Source organism: Helicobacter pylori (genome assembly GCF_016755635.1).
In the GTDB taxonomy this organism is placed as follows: domain Bacteria; phylum Campylobacterota; class Campylobacteria; order Campylobacterales; family Helicobacteraceae; genus Helicobacter; species Helicobacter pylori_CQ.
On the sequence record NZ_CP051500.1, the window covers coordinates 1,426,066 to 1,444,371 of the forward strand.

At 40.0% G+C, this 18,306-nt stretch carries 18 protein-coding genes and 3 pseudogenes; 5 read left to right on the forward strand and 16 right to left on the reverse strand.

What is annotated here, in order from left to right; all coding sequences use genetic code 11:
* Positions 1 to 44: 44 nt before the first annotated feature.
* Genes HG567_RS06745 through HG567_RS06770 form a run of 6 tightly spaced genes read right to left on the reverse strand, consistent with a single transcriptional unit; the run spans position 45 to position 6,384 of the window.
* Entirely contained in the window at positions 45 to 824 is a 780-nt protein-coding gene (locus HG567_RS06745; protein ID WP_202139593.1) for a UDP-N-acetylmuramate dehydrogenase, read from the reverse strand.
* Between the two features lie 3 nt (positions 825 to 827).
* Entirely contained in the window at positions 828 to 1,094 is a 267-nt protein-coding gene (gene fliQ, locus HG567_RS06750) for a flagellar biosynthesis protein FliQ (protein ID WP_000445741.1), read from the reverse strand.
* 10 nt (positions 1,095 to 1,104) lie between these two features.
* Positions 1,105 to 2,409: a flagellar protein export ATPase FliI gene (fliI, locus tag HG567_RS06755; RefSeq protein ID WP_121098517.1), complete on the reverse strand. Its 1,305-nt coding sequence runs from the start codon at positions 2,407 to 2,409 to the stop codon at positions 1,105 to 1,107.
* A complete protein-coding gene (locus tag HG567_RS06760; protein WP_202163777.1) occupies positions 2,410 to 3,324 on the reverse strand; it encodes an ATPase, T2SS/T4P/T4SS family in 915 nt (304 codons plus the stop codon).
* Between the two features lie 16 nt (positions 3,325 to 3,340).
* A complete protein-coding gene (gene ileS, locus HG567_RS06765; RefSeq protein WP_202139596.1) occupies positions 3,341 to 6,103 on the reverse strand; it encodes an isoleucine--tRNA ligase in 2,763 nt (920 codons plus the stop codon).
* Between the two features lie 23 nt (positions 6,104 to 6,126).
* On the reverse strand, positions 6,127 to 6,384 hold the full coding sequence (locus tag HG567_RS06770) for an RNA-binding S4 domain-containing protein (RefSeq protein ID WP_097548808.1): 258 nt from the start codon (positions 6,382 to 6,384) through the stop codon (positions 6,127 to 6,129).
* A 101-nt stretch (positions 6,385 to 6,485) separates the two neighbouring features.
* Here HG567_RS06770 and HG567_RS06775 point away from each other — a divergent pair, with 101 nt between their 5' ends.
* The gene (locus HG567_RS06775) at positions 6,486 to 7,106 is read left to right on the forward strand and encodes a hypothetical protein (RefSeq protein ID WP_202163778.1); all 621 of its coding nucleotides are present in this window, start codon (positions 6,486 to 6,488) and stop codon (positions 7,104 to 7,106) included.
* 132 nt (positions 7,107 to 7,238) lie between these two features.
* Here HG567_RS06775 and HG567_RS06780 read toward each other — a convergent pair.
* The 7 genes and pseudogenes from HG567_RS06780 to rsmA all read right to left on the reverse strand — a co-directional run bounded on the left by HG567_RS06780 (position 7,239) and on the right by rsmA (position 13,735).
* Positions 7,239 to 8,028, reverse strand: a pseudogene (locus HG567_RS06780) (outer membrane beta-barrel protein).
* A 248-nt stretch (positions 8,029 to 8,276) separates the two neighbouring features.
* A complete protein-coding gene (locus HG567_RS07835) occupies positions 8,277 to 8,501 on the reverse strand; it encodes a hypothetical protein (RefSeq protein ID WP_237393064.1) in 225 nt (74 codons plus the stop codon).
* Positions 8,452 to 8,571: pseudogene (locus HG567_RS08020) on the reverse strand (hypothetical protein); the annotation flags it as partial. The gene HG567_RS07835 and the pseudogene HG567_RS08020, both read right to left, overlap by 50 nt.
* 198 nt (positions 8,572 to 8,769) lie before the next feature.
* Complete coding sequence (rlmN, locus tag HG567_RS06790) at positions 8,770 to 9,843, reverse strand: dual-specificity RNA methyltransferase RlmN (protein ID WP_202163779.1); 1,074 nt, start codon at positions 9,841 to 9,843, stop codon at positions 8,770 to 8,772.
* Entirely contained in the window at positions 9,840 to 10,829 is a 990-nt protein-coding gene (locus HG567_RS06795; protein WP_202139599.1) for a KpsF/GutQ family sugar-phosphate isomerase, read from the reverse strand. Before HG567_RS06795 ends, rlmN begins: the two co-directional genes overlap by 4 nt.
* Complete coding sequence (locus HG567_RS06800; protein ID WP_202163780.1) at positions 10,813 to 12,882, reverse strand: ribonuclease J; 2,070 nt, start codon at positions 12,880 to 12,882, stop codon at positions 10,813 to 10,815. The genes HG567_RS06795 and HG567_RS06800 overlap by 17 nt, the downstream gene beginning before the upstream one ends.
* A gap of 37 nt (positions 12,883 to 12,919) precedes the next feature.
* A complete protein-coding gene (gene rsmA / locus HG567_RS06805; RefSeq protein WP_202139601.1) occupies positions 12,920 to 13,735 on the reverse strand; it encodes a 16S rRNA (adenine(1518)-N(6)/adenine(1519)-N(6))-dimethyltransferase RsmA in 816 nt (271 codons plus the stop codon).
* A 250-nt stretch (positions 13,736 to 13,985) separates the two neighbouring features.
* Here rsmA and hpnL point away from each other — a divergent pair.
* The 3 genes and pseudogenes from hpnL to HG567_RS07845 form a co-directional block, all read left to right on the forward strand.
* Positions 13,986 to 14,138: pseudogene (hpnL, locus tag HG567_RS06810) on the forward strand (nickel-binding protein HpnL); the annotation flags it as partial.
* Positions 14,065 to 14,247 (forward strand): hypothetical protein, encoded by a 183-nt coding sequence (locus HG567_RS07840; RefSeq protein WP_237392981.1) that lies wholly within the window; start codon positions 14,065 to 14,067, stop codon positions 14,245 to 14,247. The pseudogene hpnL and the gene HG567_RS07840, both read left to right, overlap by 74 nt.
* Positions 14,248 to 14,751: 504 nt before the next feature.
* Positions 14,752 to 14,931, forward strand: a complete 180-nt coding sequence (locus HG567_RS07845; RefSeq protein ID WP_237392982.1) for a hypothetical protein — start codon at positions 14,752 to 14,754, stop codon at positions 14,929 to 14,931.
* A gap of 81 nt (positions 14,932 to 15,012) precedes the next feature.
* On the opposite strand, the gene HG567_RS06815 is transcribed toward HG567_RS07845, so the two are convergent.
* From HG567_RS06815 to sppA, 3 genes are read right to left on the reverse strand one after another with little or no spacing between them, the layout of a single operon-like run.
* Complete coding sequence (locus HG567_RS06815) at positions 15,013 to 16,113, reverse strand: restriction endonuclease subunit S (protein ID WP_202163781.1); 1,101 nt, start codon at positions 16,111 to 16,113, stop codon at positions 15,013 to 15,015.
* Positions 16,114 to 16,154: 41 nt separating this feature from the next.
* Positions 16,155 to 17,036, reverse strand: a complete 882-nt coding sequence (gene purU, locus HG567_RS06820; protein ID WP_165534952.1) for a formyltetrahydrofolate deformylase — start codon at positions 17,034 to 17,036, stop codon at positions 16,155 to 16,157.
* A 2-nt stretch (positions 17,037 to 17,038) separates the two neighbouring features.
* The gene (gene sppA / locus HG567_RS06825) at positions 17,039 to 17,917 is read right to left on the reverse strand and encodes a signal peptide peptidase SppA (protein ID WP_202139603.1); all 879 of its coding nucleotides are present in this window, start codon (positions 17,915 to 17,917) and stop codon (positions 17,039 to 17,041) included.
* Positions 17,918 to 17,987: 70 nt separating this feature from the next.
* Between sppA and HG567_RS06830 the strand changes: the two genes are divergently transcribed.
* Positions 17,988 to 18,257 (forward strand): hypothetical protein, encoded by a 270-nt coding sequence (locus HG567_RS06830; RefSeq protein WP_202139604.1) that lies wholly within the window; start codon positions 17,988 to 17,990, stop codon positions 18,255 to 18,257.
* Positions 18,258 to 18,306 lie beyond the last annotated feature (49 nt).

The following is an 18,306-nucleotide window of genomic DNA, read 5'->3' on the forward strand; positions in this document are numbered from 1 at the left end:
TCATCAATAGGGATAAGCTTGATTCCACATAAAGCTTTTCAACCCTATCTCAAAATCTTCACTTCTTCTTCTAAATGAATGCCGTATTCTTGTAACACTCTGGTTTTGGCGAGTTCTATCAAATCCAGGGCTTCTTCAAATTCTGCACCCCCCAAATTCACTAAAAAATTCGCATGCTCTTTAGCAAATCCCACTCTTTTCAAACAATAACCCCTTAAGCCCACGCCCTCTAAAAGCCTGCCCGCATGATCGTTAGGCGGGTTTTTGAAACAGCTCCCAAAATTAGGCAATTTGGGATGGCTTTTGCGCATGCTTTTACACGCTTTTAAAACTTCTTGTCTAAAACCATGCGTTTTTTTAAACATCGCCCTTAAAACAACGCCATTGAATTTGCTGCTGCGATAGCCCAGCCCCAAAGTCTCTTTTTCTAGCCATTCGCCATTAATGCAAGCGCTTTCTAAAACATTTTTGATTTCAAATTCTTTCATGCCGGCATTCATTTTAACTAACGCCCCTAAAGTGCCAGGCAATTGCCCTAAAAACTCCAAACCCCCTAAATCATTCGCCCTAAAATAATTAAAAATTTTAGACGCATTGGCCGCTCCCCCTACCTCCACCCACTCACCTTGATCGCAAATATAATCATAGTTTTTTCCTAATAAAGCGAGATTTTTCACGCCAGGAGCGATTAAAAGGTTGTTCGCTAAGCCTATGATCTGGTGTTCTTGAGAGATTTCATTATCGTTTTCTAAAACGCTCACTTTTAAAGGCGTGCCGATTTTCACGCTGCTGTAACGAGAAAAATCAATGGTGGTTTCTAGCATTTTCTAGCCTATGATTTTAGGAATGAGCTTGATTAAGGTTTTGGTGTAATCTAAAAGCATGTTCGTCATCCACGGCATGGTTAAAATCAGCACCCCAATCACGGCTAAAATCTTAGGCACAAAAGACAAAGTCATTTCATTGATTTGAGTGGTCGCTTGAAAAATACTGACTAATAGCCCCACCACCAAGCCCGCTAGTAATACCGGTAAAGAAATCATCAAAGTGATTTTATAAGTCTCAATGGCGAGTTTCATGAGTTGTGATTCCATAACATTCCTTTTATCTTAAGATTTCTTCTAATTGCTGAAAGCTTTGTTCAAAAGGCTGCAAAGCGTTTTCATCTTGCGCTAAAAACTGCTCCATTAAAGCCTTTTTCTTAATCGCTTCATCAAGCTCTTTATCGTTCCCCATTTGATAAGAGCCGATGCGAATGAGCATTTCATTTTCTTTCAATAACGCATACAAACGGCGGAATTTTCTCGCATGCAAGTTTTGAGACTCGCTGATGATGTCTTTAGCCACCCTTGATGCGGAGTTTAAAATATTGATGGGAGGGTAGATCCCATAATCGGTCAATTCCCTGCTTAAGACAATATGCCCGTCTAAAATACTCCTGGCCTGATCGGCTATGGGATCGCTCAAATCATCGCCCTCTACTAGCACGCTAAAAAAAGCCGTAATGCTCCCCTTATTTTCTTCCTTGCCCGCCCTCTCCATTAATTGAGGCAATAAAGAAAGCGCGGATGGGGGGTAGCCTTTGGAAGTGGGCGGTTCGCCTAAGGCTAAACCGATTTCTCTTTGAGCCATAGCGAAACGAGTCACTGAATCCATGATAAACAACACGTCTAGCCCTTGGTTTTTAAAATACTCCGCCACGCTCATCGCGCAAAAAGCCCCGTATTTGCGCATCAAAGGGCTATCATCGCTCGTAGCGACCACCAACACGCAAGAGCTTAAATCCCCTTTTAAGTTTTTCTCTATAAATTCAGGGATTTCTCTGCCCCTTTCCCCAATCAAAGCGATCACTTTAATGGGCGCTAAGCAACCCCTAGTGATCATGCCCATTAGCGTGGATTTACCCACCCCAGAGCCGGCAAAAATGCCCAGTTTTTGCCCCTTACCGCAAGTCAAAAGCCCATCAATGCTCTTCACCCCCACGCTAAAAACCTCATCAATCAAGCCTCTTTTTAAAGGGGCTATAGGCGTTGTAATAACAGGCGCTAATCGCTCATAATCCAATGCCCCCTTATTGTCAATGACTTGCCCTAAAGGGTTAAGCACCCTCCCTAAAAGATTACGGCCCACAGGGAAATTCAACCCCTCTTTTAAAAACAGCACCTTATCGCCAGCCCTAGCCCCCTCTATGAAGTTAAAGGGCGTGAAACCAAACTGCTCTTTTTCTGCCACCACCACCATTCCCACGCATTCGCTGCCATCGCTTTTTTCAATCTTCACCACATCGCCCACAGAGGGGTTAAAACCATCCGCATAAACGATATTGGGCATGATTTTTTTCACGCTCCCGTAGCGAGGCGATAGATCAAAACGTTGATTCAAGCGGTTTTTTAAGGATTTTAGAGGCATTTAAAGCTCTTTAGTCCATAAGACTTCAGCGATTTGGTGCTCATTGTTGATTCTATTCACATGCACAATCACATCAATCGCGCTTTTAAAATACGCTCGCATCAAGTCCTTGTCTAAGGCATGCGCATAACGCATGCTCAAATTCAGTGAAAGGGCTTCTAAAGTGTTTTGGGCGCTATTAGCGTGAATGGTTGAGAGCATGCCCTTATGCCCGGTGTTTCCTAAACGCAAAAAGAGCGCTGCATTCCTGGTGTCAATCTCGCCCACAATGAGCCTGTCCGGGTTTAAGCGCATGGCCATATTGAGAGCGTCTTCATAATTAAAGCGCGTGTTTTCTTGCTTGCCCACTAAAAGCCCCACGCAATTGCTGAACGCTTTTAAATCCAATTCTTGGCTGTCTTCAACGCTCACCACCCTTTCATCTTTATTGACGCAATCTAAAAGAGCGTTTAATAAGCTTGTTTTACCGCTTGAAGTTTCCCCGCTAATGAGAATGTTATGCCCTTTTAGCGCTAAATTTTTCAAACTTTTTGGATCGCTTGCTTTGAAAGTGAAATCCTCTAAACTTAAGGGCTTAAGCCTAGGCACACGGATATTGAGCGTGATTTGATTATTGGTAGTGATGCTGAAGTGATTCGCGCTCACCCTATAGCGCGTGAAAGGGATAGAGCAATTTAGAGTGGGGTGCTCTTCATCAAAAAACAACCCCCTAAAACTGGCCAATTGCTCGCAAAATCTCAGCAAAAACGCCTTATCAAAAAGTGCATGCCCTCTTTTTTCTCGGGTGTTATTGACTTTATAAAGCCAAAGCTCCTGCTCGGTGTTGATGATAAGCTCGGTGATCCCGCTTTCTAAAAAAGGGGTAAAATGGCTAATTAGGGCTTGTAAAACTCTATGGGTTTGTAAAGTTTCCAAAAGCCCTATCCTTTTATCATCGCTCTTTTAAAACCTCTTCGCAACGCTTGCAAGGGGTGTTTTCTAGCTCGCTTTTAAAACGCCAACACCTGGGGCATTTATAAAAAGGGGCTTTAAAGAGCGTGAATGCTGGCGTTTCGCTCAATTTTTCTTTTGCAACCCCTACAAAGCTCACCATCAGCAATTCTTCTATCAAATTTTCACGCAACGCTTTTTCTTTTACCTCAATAGCGCATTCCAACGAATTTTTAATGACGCCTTCTTTTTTCAATCGGTCTAACTCTTCATTAAAGGCAGAACGCAAGGCTAAAACGGCTTCAAAATTTTCTGGTTTTTTAAACTCTTTAAGGTGGAGTTTTTCTAAAATATTAATGTCTTTTAAATCAAACACATCTTTGGCTTGTAAAAAAATGCACAGCACCTGACTATGCTCTAAAACCTCTTCAATCGTGTGCGTTAAAATCGGGGCTAAAAAGTAGCACAATTGACTAGCTACAGCGAGTAAAACCATTTGAATGGCTTGGCGTTTTTCATTATTTTTGCTATCGCAATACAAACTATCCTTACAAGCGTCTAAATAAATCCCGCTCAATTCATTGGTAACAAACGCCATTAAAATATTCAAGCCTTTCACAAAATCATGCTCTTCAAACGCGCTATTGACTCCAGCGCTTGTTGTTTCTAAAGCCTCTAATATAAAATGATCTAAAGGGCTAAAGTCATGGGAGCGTTCTAAATTCTTAAGATCCATATCGCTAAAATTGGCGAGTAAGAATTTCAGGGTGTTGCGGAATTTTTTATAATGCTGTTCTGTTTGAATGAAAAAGGTTTGAGAAACCCTCAAATCGTTTTGATAGTCATTAAACGCTACCCACAAACGCACCACATCGCTCCCATGCTTTTTGAGTAAATTATCCAAAGACACCACATTGCCCTTAGATTTACTCATTTTTTCGCCCTTTTCATCGACGATAAAGCCATGCGTAATGACCTTTTTGAAAGGGGCTTGGTTGTTTAAAACACAACCGATTAGAAGCGAGCTTTGAAACCACCCCCTATGCTGATCGCTCCCTTCTAAGATCACATCGCTAGGGCTTTGCCCCTTTTCTCCATGATAGTCTTCTAAAACCGCCTTAAAGGTGCTACCGCTATCAAACCACACGTCTAAAATGTGCATGATTTTCTCATAATGCTTGGCGTTCTCTTGATGGCTAGGGGGCAATAAATCTTTCACGCTAGACTCCCACCACACATCACAGCCTTTTTTCTCAAAAAGATTCGCCACATGCTCTAAAACTTCGCTTTCAAAACAAGGCTTATTCGTGCGTTTGTCTATGAAAAAGGCCAGTGGCACGCCCCATTTTCTTTGCCGGCTCAAGCACCAATCAGGGCGGTTTTCTATCATGGTTTTTAGGCGGTTTTTCCCGCTACTTGGCACAAATTCCACCTTTTCAATCGCATTCAAAGCCACTTCTCTTAAGGTTTTTTGAGAGCCGTCATTTTGGATAAAAGGCTCATCCATTAAAATAAACCATTGCGTGGTCGCTCTGTAAATCACAGGCTTGTGCGTCCTCCAACAATGCGGATAAGAATGCTCAATCTCTTGCTCTAGCAATAAAGAATCGCCCAATTGCTCTATAATGCGTTTTTGAGCCTTAAAAACATGCTCGCCCAGATAGCTTTCATCTAATAATTGATTATGGATAATGCCCTCATCATAGCAACCCTTTTCATCTACAGACATTAACACTTCTAAATTATATCTTAAGCCTAAATAGTAGTCCTCTTCACCATGCCCAGGTGCGGTATGCACGGCTCCTGTGCCATCTTCTAAACCGACATGCTCTCCTAGAGTGATTAAAGAATCTCTTTGGTTTAAAGGATTGGTGGCCTTCAAATATTCTAAATCATTGGAATTGAATTCATGCGTGATCTCGCTATCCACCACCCCTAAAGCGGCTAATTTTTCATGCAAGGCTTTAGCGACTAAATAGCCTTTTTGGGTGAGCGCATAAAGGGCGTCTTTTTTCAAAGCGATCGCTACATTCGCATACAAAGTCCAAGGCGTGGTCGTCCAAATCACCAAGCTCGCTTTTTTGACTTTTAACTTTTCTAAACTCTCCTTTTTCAAATCAAACGCCACGAAAATGGAGGGCGATTTTTTCATTTTGTATTCCACTTCAGCTTCCGCTAAAGCGCTCTCGCATGCATAACTCCAATAAATAGGCTTGTGGCGCTCTTTCAAAAGCCCTTTTTTAGCCACTTCCACTAAAGCCCTATAAATGCTCGCTTCAAATTTAAAATCCATGGTTTTATAAGGATCTTCAAAATCCCCCAAAACGCCTAATTGCAAAAATTCATTCTTTTGGATTTCTAAAAATTTCTTCGCATGATCTCGGCACTTTTCTCTAAACAGCGTGGGGTTTTCTAGGCTCGTTTTTTCTTTTTCTAATCGCTCTAAAATTTGCTGCTCAATGGGCAAGCCATGGCAATCCCAACCGGGCGTGTAATAGATTTTCTTCCCCTTAAAATATTCTCTTTTAACGACAATGTCTTTTAAAATTTTATTTAAGGCATGCCCTAAATGCAAATGCCCGTTCGCATAAGGCGGCCCGTCATGCAAGGTGAAATCCCCATGGTTATCTTTCCTATTTTGCATGCGTTTGAACGCTTGTTGCTTTTGCCATTTGGCGTAAGTTTTAGGCTCATTAACGCTCAAATTCCCTTTCATAGAAAAGGTGGTTGTGTTTAAGTTTAGGGTGTCTTTGTATTCTTTCACTGATTGTTCCTTAGTCTTTTATCTTATGATTCTTTTGTTTTAGGAGCGATATAAAGGTGCGTGTCTTTTCGCGGCACATTTTTTAAAGTAGGGATTTGTAAAATCGTGTATTCTTCTATCCCTTTTAAATAGTGCAAACTAATCGCATCGCCTATTTTCACTTCTTTACTGGCCTTAGCGCAACTCCCATTGAGCCACACCGCCCCCACATTGCACATATCTGTCGCTAAAACGCGCCGCTTCACTAAACCCACTGATTGTAAAAATTTGTCTATTCGCATGCGTTTATTTTACCCTATTCTTTAAGTTTTTATCCATAACTTATAAGGGTTTTAGTTTTAGCATGTTAGCATTCAGCCACCACTCTTTTTAAGGAATTTGCTTGAAGTTTCAAATTGTGAGTTTGTTAGCCGCTCTTTTATTAGCCTCTTGTTTGCCCCCTAAGGGCCATCATTCTGGTTTGGTGAATATGTATATCGCTCATCAAGGCCAAAGCGTGCGCACTTATTGGCGCAAAATAGATAGAGGAGTTGTCGCCAAACACAATGAAACGCTTGAAAAAAACCCTAAAGCAAAGCTCAAAGACCCTAGGGGGCCTTTGTTCATGCTAGGGAGTGAGCGCTTCATGCTCTTATGGAAAAACCGCTACGCTTTAGCCAAAGTCCAATCGTTCAAGCTAGAGCCTGGGTTTTATTACTTGGATTCTTTTAGCGTGGAAACTCAAAAAGGCATCTTGCAGAGCGCCCCCGGCTATTCATACACCAAAAATGGCTATGATTTCAAAAACAACCGCCCTTTTTTCCTGGCCTTTGAAGTCAAACCTGATGGCACAATCATTCTTCCTAGCGTGGAATTGAGCCTGATTAAAACCCCTAGAGGCTTTTTAGGGGTGTTCTTGTTTGACAATAACCAAAAGGGGGCTAATACCCAATGGATTGAAGGGAGTTTGAATTTAAAGCTTAAAAACGCTTCTTTTAAAGACGCATGGGGGTTGGAACCATAAAGCATGAAGCGATCGCTCGCTTTTCGTAAGCTCTTCATGTATGATTAGATTGTAAAAAAATACCTTGAGTATTTTTTAGATTTTATTACCCCTATTCAATTGGGACAAAGCCATTAATTTTTTTAAAAACTTTTAAAACCGATAAACATAATCCGCGCTCCAAGTAACATAGCTTTCAAAAATGCCCCTAGGGGTTTTTGCTTGTAAAACCCTCACACTTTCGCAAGTCTTTAGCTTTTTTAAAGAACAACTAGGAGGTCGCCATGGATGCTCGCGCTCAATTCTAGCGTGTGGTGCTTATCGCCCATTCTTAGCCCTAGTGAGCCATAGCCCTGAAATTGCACTAATTGCGCTAATATATTGCCAAAATCTTTAAGAACATTGGCTGTTACGCTCTCACCCCCTAACCCAACCCCTATAAAATAACCGATGAAAAACTTCTCATTTTCATACACATTGTGTAAAAAATCTAACAAAAAGCTGTAAGTTGACATTGTTATCATACCACCATTAAAAAAAGAAACAGGACTTATTACGCCTATAGGCACTCCAAATAAGTATTGTTGGTATTTATCTTTTTCCATGTAATTGCCCGCTTTATAGGAATATTGGAACCATCCCCTAACGCCAAAACCCATTTTTTAATCTTAACAGGAGCGGCATACTGATACCCCACCTTAAAATTAAAGCCGTTTAAGATTGTGCTGGGATCTTTTCTTTCTAAGGGTCTTCCACCCAAGAAGTGAGGCAGCAAAACAAAACTATCTTTATAAGCTAAATTCCATGAAAACATCCCGCTATAGCCAAGACCGGCAAAAAAAGCGCTTTTATCCGCTCTTTGATGTTTAGCCTTAGCTTTTTCTTTCGCTAAAGCTTCTTGAACCTTCTTTCCAACGAGTTCATTAAGCCCGCTCTCATCTATAGCGTGGCTAAAATGAAACCCTAGCGCAGAACAAAAAGCTAAAAATAAAAATTTCTTATTGGGTTTTAAAAAATGGGGGAGTAACTTGCATACCGGTTTCTTGATTGAAAAATTGTTTTAATATTTTGAATATTGTAAAACATTGAAGCTTAAATTAAAAGTCTTAACAATATTATTGGATAAAAAATTACTTTTTATAGGCATTAATGAGTATTTTTAACATTAATGAATGTTTGTAAAAATAAAAATCAAGCGTGTTGCGGTGGTTGGATTGGATTTAATGGGTTAGATTTGAATGATAGTATTTTAAAGTCAAAACCAGAGACAACCCTAGTCAAGTTGCCCCTAGCCACACCGATATTACTCGTGATGCCCGTGGCAGCAACCTTCTTCTTGATGATGACTATCGCTAGTGCTACAACAACCTTCTTCATGATGAGAGCTGTGGTGGTGATGGTGGTGTTCACCGCCATGATAGTGGTGGTGGTGTGTGTGGTGATGGTGGTGGTGGTGCCCGCCGTGTTGTTCTTCATGGTGTGCCATGATGACTCCTTTGATTAAAAATTTAAATTCTAGCTCACTGGCTAGGATTTTATTCTACAATATAAAATCTAATTAATTGTTAATGAAAGAAAATTTAGCGCTAATTTTTAATCCATATCCCCTAAATTTTGAATTATCGCTTGACTAAAATCAACACCCCCCATTAGAAAAAAGACAAAACCTCACAAAAAAGAGTTTTCAAATTTGCTGAGAGAGCTTTTTCTCCCTCAATTGCCCGCAAGCCGCTTCAATATCCAAGGCTTTAGACTCTCTAATGGTGCATAATAAGCCTTTAGAGTTTAAAAAATCCGCAAACATTCTAGCGTTCTCTAAGCTAGGGCGTTCAAACTTAGAGCCTTCATGCGGGTTGAATAAAATCAAATTCACTTTGGATTTAATGCCGTTTAAAAGTTTTAAAAGTTTTTTAGCGCAATCCAAGCTATCGTTTAGATCTTTAATCAAAAGGTATTCAAACATCACTCTTTTTCGTTGCTCTAAAGGCCATTTCCTCACTTCATTCAAAACGCATTCAATGTTGTATTTTTTATTCAAGGGCATTAAAGATGAACGCGTTTTGTCATCTACGGCGTGTAAGGATATGGCTAATTGCACGCCTAAATTTTTGCCCGCTAAAATAGGGATTTTATCGGCTACGCCGCTCGTGGAAATGGTGATCCTTTTAGGCGAAATTTGCATGCCGGTATTAAAAATCTCAATCGCCTTACACACCTCATCTAAATTGTTCAAAGGCTCGCCCATTCCCATAAAAACAATGTTGAGCGCTTTTTCAATGGGGAGGTTATTGTCTTCTTTAATGAGTAGGGCTTGCTGGATAATCTCGCTCGCTTTGAGATCCCTTACAAAACCGCCTTTTTGAGTGAAACAAAACGCGCAACCCACTTGACAGCCGATTTGACAAGACACGCACACGGTGTATTTTTCCCCCTCTAAAATGGCGTTAGTCTTTTCATCAATCTTTTTGTCTTTCATTTTCAACAACACCGCTTCAAAAGTGTGGTTGTCTCTTAAAGATTTAAAAAGGTATTTTTTAGAGCCATCAACGCTCTTTCTCACATGCGTGATTTCTATCGTGCGCAAAGTAAATTCTTGCTCCAAATAAGCGATAAAATCTTTTGAAAAATTATTTTGCATGTCTTTAAAGCTTGTTTTATACTTCGTATAGAGCCACAAATAAAGCTGTTTAGCCCTAAAACTCGGTTTTAAAAGCTGACTCAATTCCTTTAGAGTGAAATCATAAATGCTCGCTTTCATGCTTTAAGCCCTAATTCTAAAAGTTGGTGCAAGTGCAAGACCCCTAAAACCTTATTGCAATCATCTACGCACACTAAAAGCTGGATCTTATGGCGCTCTAAAAATTCTAACGCTTCTAAAAGAAGAGCGTCTAAATTCTTAAAGCTTTTAGGTTTTAAAGTGGCAAAATGTCTCACTTCGCTCTTTAAACTCACCCCTTTTAATAGCGCCCTACGGACATCGCCATCGCTCAACACCCCCACAAGCTCGTTAGCCTCATTGACTAAAATCGCGCTGCCTAAGCGTTTTTCACTCATTTCTATGAGCGCGTCTTTAAAACTTGTGCTAGGAAGAATTAGGGGGAGATTCGTGGTTTGTAATAAGTCTTTAACCTTGACAAAAAGTTTTTTGCCCAAAAGCCCGCCCGGATGAAAGGAGGCAAAATCTTCTTGGCTAAAGTTTTTCGCTCGCATCAAGCATGCCATTAAAACATCGCCTAACGCTAGAGTTAGGGTGGTAGAAGTCGTTGGAGCGGTGTTGATCGGGCAAGCTTCTTTTTTAATTTTCAAGCTCAAATAATAATCGCCGAGTTTAGAGAGCGAGCTAGTAGGGCTTTTAGTGAAAGTGATGATTTTATGGCTCAAGCGTTTTAAATGGCTCACCAGATTCAACAATTCTAAAGACTCGCCCCCATAGCTAATCATTAAAATCACATCGTTTTTTTCCACCATGCCCAAATCCCCATGCATGGCTTCTGTGGGGTGTAAAAACGCGCTCCTGTTACCGGTGCTTAGCATGGAAGCAGCGATTTTTTGCGCCACTAAAGCGCTCTTACCCACGCCCACTATCACAAGCTTACCCCCTTTTTCTTGGCTTTTTAAAATGAGCTTGACAACCGCTTCTAAATCGTTAGGTTCTTGGAATTGCTTAACGCTTTCTAAAAGCGCGCTCGCTTCATCTCTTAAGACTTGCGCGGCGATAGCGTTGTAATCAGGTAGCATGGACATGACAAATGATAGCCGGGTATTTTCTAAACTTTTTAAAGAGCGCTTTTCTGATGAAATTACGAGTGTGATCTTCTAATTTTTTAGGGTTATTCAAAATTTCGGCGTTGCTGGATTTTAATAACACCTCTAAGCCCCCTTGAATTTCTTTCATCAAAGGCTTTTCATCTTTAAAGCCCACAAGCCCTAAACTGGAAAATTGAGAGCTTTCTAAAAGCGCTTGCTTGTTTTTATTCACAAAAATCGTAGCCACAAACACCCCCAAGCTAGCGACTTCTTCTCTTTGTTGCACGATGCTTGTGTCAATACTCAAATTGCTTTGGTTATCCACATAGCTTTTACCGCTTTTAATCGTGCCTACTTTTTTGATGAACGCAGGGCCGACTTCCACCTGATCGCCATCTTCCATTAAATAGATATTTTTTTCAGGCACCCCGCAAGAAATAGCGGTTTGCTTGTGGCGCGCGACATGGTTATATTCCCCATGCACGGGTAAGAAAAACTTAGGCTTAATGAGTCTTAGCATGAGTTTTTGCTCTTCTTGGGCGGCATGCCCGCTCACATGGATATTGTCAAATTCTTGATAGGCCACTTTAGCTTCTTTTTTGATCAAAAAATTCAATACCGCTGAAACGCTCGCTTCATTGCCAGGAATGGCTTTAGCGGAGATGATGACTAAATCGTTGGGTTTGATAGAAATGTGGCGGTGCTCATCAGTCGCTATGCGATAAAGCGCGCTCATGGTTTCGCCTTGCGAGCCGGTCGTTACGATTAAGACTTCATTGTCTGGGTATTTAGCGACTTCATTGGCTTCAATAAAAGATTGATAAGGCAAATGGATATAGCCCAATTCTCTAGCGATGTCTAGGTTTTTTTCCATAGAGCGCCCGATCACAGCGATCTTGCGGTTGTATTTAATGCCGTATTGGATGGCTTGATAGACCCGGTGGATATTGCTAGAGAAGGTGCTCATAATCACCCTCCCTTGCGCTTCTTTAAAAAGGGTGTCAAAAGCCGGCGCTATGGTGCTTTCACTCGGCGTGGTTCCGGATTTATGGGAGTTGGTGGAATCGCTTAAAAGAAGCATCACGCCCTTTTCGCCATAGTGCGCTAAACGATACAAATCCGTGGGCAAATTATCCACCGGGGTGTGATCGATTTTAAAATCGCCGGTGTGGATGATCGTTCCGGCTTTAGTTTGGATCGCTAAAGCACTACTATCAATAATAGAATGCGTGATGTGGATCCATTCAATGATAAATTCGCCCACGCTAATGGGGCAGCGCTTTTCTACGATTTTAAAATACGAGCGGTATTTTTTTAAACCATGCTCGTCAAACTTGCTCCCAATCAGTCCCAAACTCAAAGGCGTGCCATAAAGGGGGAATTGCAACTCTTTAAACAAATAAGGCGTGGCTCCTATGTGATCTTCATGGGCATGGGTGATGATAATACCGGCGATTTTGTCCTTGATTTGGTGCAAATAGGAAAAATCCGGGATTAAAATATCCACGCCAAAAAGCCCTTCTTTAGGGAAGCTCATGCCCGCATCAATCACGATCGCGCTTTTTGGGGTTTCAATGACCATCATGTTCCCCCCAATCTCGCCCAAGCCCCCTAAAGGCGTGATTTTAACGCTCGCTTTAGAGTTTAGATTCATCTTATAATGCGGGTTTAAATGCTCCACTTGGATCTTGTTATTCGCTTCAACGCCCTTTTTGAGTTCCCTATGAAAGCCTAAAGTCCCTCTCTCATTCACATGCAAAATTTCCGTAACGCCCTCTACTTTGTTGCTATCCAATTCTTCTTGGGCGTAATTTCTAGTCTTTTGGAGGGCGTGTTTAGCTTTGTGGTGGTTGTTTGGTTTTTTGTTGGAGTGGTGCTCTTTTTTATGGTGTGAAGGCGCTTCATGGTGTGAAGACTCTGCGTTTTTTTGCGCGTTTTCTCTAAAACGCTTTTTGCGGTTGGTGAATCGCTCAAACGCCCCGGCTCGCGCCTCATGAGAAGCTTTTGAATTTTCACTGCTGTTTTCATTGTTTTGGTTGTTATCAGTCATAACGATTATTCCTTTATTTCATTTTTTTAAAAAGGCACTAGCCTTTTAAAAGGTAATTTAAGAGCTTGAGATAATCTTTTATCTCAGACGCCCTCACGCTTGTTGGTTGGTTTTCTAACGCTAAAAAATCTAACACCTTATCAAGCTTTTCTTTATAAGAAACGCTTTTTTTAAGATTGTTTGAAAGCGTCTTCCTGGGAGATGAGAAACAAGCTTTCAAAAAATCTTCTAATGTTTCAAACCCTTTTTGTAGGGCTTCTTCAAAAAATGGCGCTTGGGCTAATGAAGCTAACGCCTTTTCTTTCAGCGGCTCTTTAATCACTTCAAACACGCTAGAAAACACCTTTGGAGGCGGGCTAAACGCGCTAGGCGGCACATCAAACAAAAGGGTAGCGTTCCCTATCGTATGAGCTAAAACGCTTAAGGCGTTCTGTGAATCTTTAGCGCAAAATTTGAGTGCCACTTCCTTTTGCGTCATCACCAATAAACCCCTGCATTTAGGGTCTTTGAGCGCGTTTAAAACAAGCCTGGTAGCGATATAATAAGGCAAATTAGAAATCAAAAAATAAGGCTCTTCTTCTTTTAAAAAAAGAGCGTCTTTTTCCACTAACTCTAATTGAAAAGACTTTTTTTCTGCCTTTAACCTCGCTCGCATTTTCTCGCACAAGCTGCTATCTATCTCATAAGTCTTTAAAGGATAGCGATCCAACAACTTAAGAGTCAAATCCCCTAACCCCACGCCAATTTCAATTAATTTCAACGGGTTTAAGGGGGGCAAAGCATTAACGATTCTGTCTAAAAACGACTCGTCCGTTAAAAAATGCTGTCCTAAAGACTTTTTAGCTACTACCATAGCACGCTTTTAATTCCTAGTATTATACCTTAAAAAGGGGATTTGTCTTTCCTTTTTAATGCAACTCCTTTAATTATAGCTTTTTTCATTCAAAGATGTTGGTAGTTTTGACAATAGAAGCGTTTAAATTGGTGCTCGTATTAAAAATTAGTATTAAAATCTTTTTCGTTAATAATTGGTTAGTTTTTGCATTATAAAATGAAATCCTAGCCAATGAGCTAGAATTTAAATTTCAATTAAAGGAGTCATCATGGCACACCATGAACAACAACACCAAGCACAACAACAGCAACAACAACAGGCTAACAGCCAACACCACCACCATCACCATGCGCACCACCACCATTATTATGGCGGCGAACACCATCACCATAACGCGCAACAACACGCCGAACAACAAGCAGAGCAACAAGCTCAACAACAGCAACAACAACAAAAAGCGCAACAACAAAACCAACAATATTGATTGGGGCGTTTGTGGGGGCGGCCTTAGGGCTACTCCCGGCTTTTAGCTCTTTTGATCCAGTAAATCTATCCATTTAAACTAACTTTTTTAATTCCATTAGATTTTTAAACTTTTAAAATCCCTTTTTTGATGGTTATCAAATGACTCTGTTTTCTGTCAAATAAAGATAAGCTTTACTAATTGAGTGGTCGTTAATTGGGGTGCAAAAACTTTACCATGCGTATTTGGCGCGATCTAGGGGTGTTTTAAGGGGGTTTGTTGTAGGATTTCATCACGCCCCATAAGTTCGCTTTATGGGGCAGACCAACATTGTAAGGAGCATGTTATGCCTAAGACACATAACAAACGCTCTTGGAGATCATTATACTTTGAGTTTGCTTTTTTAGGGCTTAAAGTGATCGTTTCTGTGAAACGCTGATTTTTCTAAGAGCGTTCCCCTGAGTTTAAAAGCTTAGGGGTTTCCTTTATAAGCGGGTTTGTCCTTGACTTTTGGGGCGTTTATTTTTTATCTTTTCATTCAACTTTTTAATCTTGTTTTAGCGTTTGTAAAATTAAAAGTTTTAAGGGGGTTTGTTGTAGGATTTCATCACGCCCCATAGTTGCGATATGGGGCAAATCACGGTTAAAAGGGTTTATCATGAAAAGAAAACATGATAAAAACTCTTGGCTAGTATTATACATTAAAATCTCTTTTAAGGGGCTTAAAGTGATCGTTTCTGTGAAACGCTGATTTTTCTAAGAGCGTTCCCCTGAGTTTAAAAGCTTAGGGGTTTCCTTTATAAGCGGGTTTGTCCTTGACTTTTGGGGCGTTTTATTTTTTTAAAACCCTGATTTTAGCGCTCATTAAATCGTGGTTTAAAGCTTTTTTGATGTTTTCAAATTGGCGTTTTTTGTTTTTAAGGCTAATGATTTCATGATCCAAAGCGCTTAAAATGTTAGCGATAGCGATTTGTTCGTTTAGAGGGGGTAAAAGGATTTCAAAGTTTGAAAATTCATCTATCCAATAGCGTTTATGGTCTGTAACTTGATGTTTTAATAGTGTAAGTTTTTCATAGATATATTTTAAATCCGCTTGATTATTATCCCTTAAGCTAAGAATTTTAATAGCTGATGATTTTACCTTAAAAGGAAAATTTACCATTTTGCTATCAGTTGTGAAATCATCAAAAATAATTACAGGTATATTCGTATAAATTCCATGTTTATCATTTGTATAACCTAAAATAAAAGTTTTGCCTGCTGTTAAAATAGGTGTAAAGCCTTTTTGTAAGTATTGCGTTGTGGCAACTAAATATTTTGTAGGTTGTTCGTAAGATAATATATCCCCAAGCCTTACTCTTTGCCAAGCTTGATTGAAGCCTTTCAAGCGTTTTCTTTGGCTCAATAGTTCAAAGCTTAAAGCTTTTTTAACGCTTTCTTTTTTAAGAATGAGAGCGTCTAAAGAATAAAGATAACGATCCACATCGCTTAAAATATTAGCGATAGCGATTTGTTCGTTTAGAGGGGGTAAAAGGATTTCAAAGTTTGAAAATTCATCTATCCAATAGCGTTTATGGTCTGTAACTTGATGTTTTAATAGTGTAAGTTTTTCATAGATATATTTTAAATCCGCTTGATTATTATCCCTTAAGCTAAGAATTTTAATAGCTGATGATTTTACCTTAAAAGGAAAATTTACCATTTTGCTATCAGTTGTGAAATCATCAAAAATAATTACAGGTATATTCGTATAAATTCCATGTTTATCATTTGTATAACCTAAAATAAAAGTTTTGCCTGCTGTTAAAATAGGTGTAAAGCCTTTTTGTAAGTATTGCGTTGTGGCAACTAAATATTTTGTAGGTTGTTCGTAAGATAATATATCCCCAAGCCTTACTCTTTGCCAATTTGAGGGCGTTGTTAATGCGTCCATGCGTTCTTTTGAATAATCCTAAGTGGCACTAATAAAAGCATTCAAAACACCACCGTTTTGTTTTCATGCACAAACACCCGATCTTCTAAAACGAGTTTTAACGCCCTAGCTAAAACCAGTTTTTCTATATCCTTACCCGCTAGGCGCATTTTTTCCACGCTGTAATTGTGGTTAATGGGCAGAGTGTCTTGTATGATAATCGGCCCAGCATCAAGGCTTTCATTCACAAAATGCGCCGTGGCCCCGATGACTTTCACGCCCCTTTCAAACGCTTGCTGGTAAGGGTTAGCCCCAATGAATGCAGGCAAGAAACTATGATGGATATTGAGAATCTGATTTTCATAGCGCTTCGTAAAATCATGGCTTAAAATGCGCATGTATTTGGCTAAAACGAGCAGATCCGCGCTGACTTTGTGTTTTAATTCTAGGTCTTTAATGATCGCTAAAACTTCTTTTTCATGCAAGTTTTGATCAACACAAGGCGCGTAAAAATAAGGGATGTCAAATTTTTCCACTAAAGGGCGTAAAATCTCGTAATTAGAAATAACGCCTAAAATTTGAGCGTTCAATTCCCCCCCATACACCCTTAAAAGCAAATCCCCTAAGCAATGGCTCTCTTTAGTAGCGAGTAAAATAATGTTTTTTTTATGCGTTAAAATGACTTCAATCAATAGTTCGTTAAAGTTTTCTAAGGCTTTAAAAAGGGCGGTTTTTAAGGATCGTTCTTCTTGCTCTTTAATTTCAACATTCAAGAGCTTGATTTCTTTTTGGATTTTTAGCCGCATGAAAAAGCGCTGTTTTAAGGGATCAACAAATTCATCGTTTTTGACGATGTTATAGCCCTTGTTGGCGATCGTGGCGCTAATGGCGCTCACCAGACCTTTAGAGTCTTTGGCTTGAATTTTTAAAACAAATTCTAACATCTTCATCTCATCAATAATTGATAGCCAAACGCTTGCGTGATGATGCTTGTAACCGATTGCGTGGCTTTTTCAATGAAGCGCTCCATAGGGCTTTTTTCTAGCCAATAAGCTTTTTTAACCTTACTCAATTCCATTAAGCGGTTTTGGGCTTGTTGAATCGTGCTGATTTTATCAATGAGTTTTAATTTTAGAGCCTTTTGAGCGCTAAAGACCTTCCCTTCAGCAAAATCCTTATAATCCTTAGCGTCTAATTTCCTGGCTTTAGCGACATCATCCACAAACATTTGGTATTGCTCATTGACTAAATTTTGCAAAAAATCTTTTTCATTGGGTTTCCATGCTCTGGTGAAAGTGCCTATCTCTTTATATTCGCCCGCATGCACGCCTTGAGTGGCTACGCCGACTTTATTGAGCAAATTTTCCACATTCGCACCCGAAAAAATCACCCCAATGGATCCTATCAAACTCGCTTTAGAGGCATAAACTTCGCTCGCTTGCATGCCCGCATAATAGCTCCCGCTCGCCATAACCCCCCTAGCATACGCTAAAACGGGCATTTTTTGCTTCAAATCAGCGATTTTTTCGCTCAATTCCACGCTCGCTGACACCGCCCCACCAGGAGAGTCAATCAAAAGCAAAACGCCCTTAATGCTAGGGGTTTTTAAGATTTTATCCACTTCTTTGTCAAAATCCTCGGTGCTAAAAATCGCCCCATTTAAATAGAGTTTAGCGAGATTGGGCGGGGCGCTTGGGGTGCTTTCTTTAGCGCTAAAAAAGACTAATACAATGAGTAACAGCACAAACGACTTGAAATACTTCGTGATAAAATCTAAAGGCATAATGATTAAAGCCTTAAAGATTTTTTGAATGAAACTCCACATGCAGCTTTTCCTAAACTTAATATTTGACCATAAGAGTGTATTATACTTCAAATGTTTTAAGGATTAAATCATGGCGTGTAAATTTTGCCCTAAGATCAGAAAAACAGATTGGATTTTTATTTTAATCGCTGCTTTAGGCTTTTATTCAGTTAATAAACTGGGGTATGCACCCCAATTCACCCCCACTTCAAAATCTTCACGCCCTCTTTCACGCCCTCTTCCACACCCTATTGAAAAGCCTGACAATATGACCGAAGAAGAAAGGAAAAAGCGTTTTATAGAGCTGCAAAAAGCATGCTTACTCCATAAAGACAAAAAGGCATGCGAAGAAGTTTTTTAGATTGCATTTGTTGTTTTTGCGCTTTTAGGGTCATGCTACTTGTAAGTTT

Bases quoted from the DNA above. Each gene is read 5' to 3' on its own strand.
- HG567_RS06745 (WP_202139593.1), bottom strand. From the start codon at position 824: ATGCTAGAAACCACCATTGATTTTTCTCGTTACAGCAGCGTGAAAATC.
- fliQ (WP_000445741.1), bottom strand. From the start codon at position 1,094: ATGGAATCACAACTCATGAAACTCGCCATTGAGACTTATAAAATCACT.
- fliI (WP_121098517.1), bottom strand. From the start codon at position 2,409: ATGCCTCTAAAATCCTTAAAAAACCGCTTGAATCAACGTTTTGATCTA.
- HG567_RS06770 (WP_097548808.1), bottom strand. From the start codon at position 6,384: ATGCGAATAGACAAATTTTTACAATCAGTGGGTTTAGTGAAGCGGCGC.
- HG567_RS07835 (WP_237393064.1), bottom strand. From the start codon at position 8,501: ATGGCGGTGAACACCACCATCACCACCACAGCTCTCATCATGAAGAAG.
- rlmN (WP_202163779.1), bottom strand. From the start codon at position 9,843: ATGAAAGCGAGCATTTATGATTTCACTCTAAAGGAATTGAGTCAGCTT.
- HG567_RS06795 (WP_202139599.1), bottom strand. From the start codon at position 10,829: ATGTCCATGCTACCTGATTACAACGCTATCGCCGCGCAAGTCTTAAGA.
- HG567_RS06800 (WP_202163780.1), bottom strand. From the start codon at position 12,882: ATGACTGATAACAACCAAAACAATGAAAACAGCAGTGAAAATTCAAAA.
- rsmA (WP_202139601.1), bottom strand. From the start codon at position 13,735: ATGGTAGTAGCTAAAAAGTCTTTAGGACAGCATTTTTTAACGGACGAG.
- HG567_RS07840 (WP_237392981.1), top strand. From the start codon at position 14,065: ATGCGCACCACCACCATTATTATGGCGGCGAACACCATCACCATAACG.
- HG567_RS06815 (WP_202163781.1), bottom strand. From the start codon at position 16,113: ATGGACGCATTAACAACGCCCTCAAATTGGCAAAGAGTAAGGCTTGGG.
- purU (WP_165534952.1), bottom strand. From the start codon at position 17,036: ATGTTAGAATTTGTTTTAAAAATTCAAGCCAAAGACTCTAAAGGTCTG.
- sppA (WP_202139603.1), bottom strand. From the start codon at position 17,917: ATGTGGAGTTTCATTCAAAAAATCTTTAAGGCTTTAATCATTATGCCT.
- HG567_RS06830 (WP_202139604.1), top strand. From the start codon at position 17,988: ATGGCGTGTAAATTTTGCCCTAAGATCAGAAAAACAGATTGGATTTTT.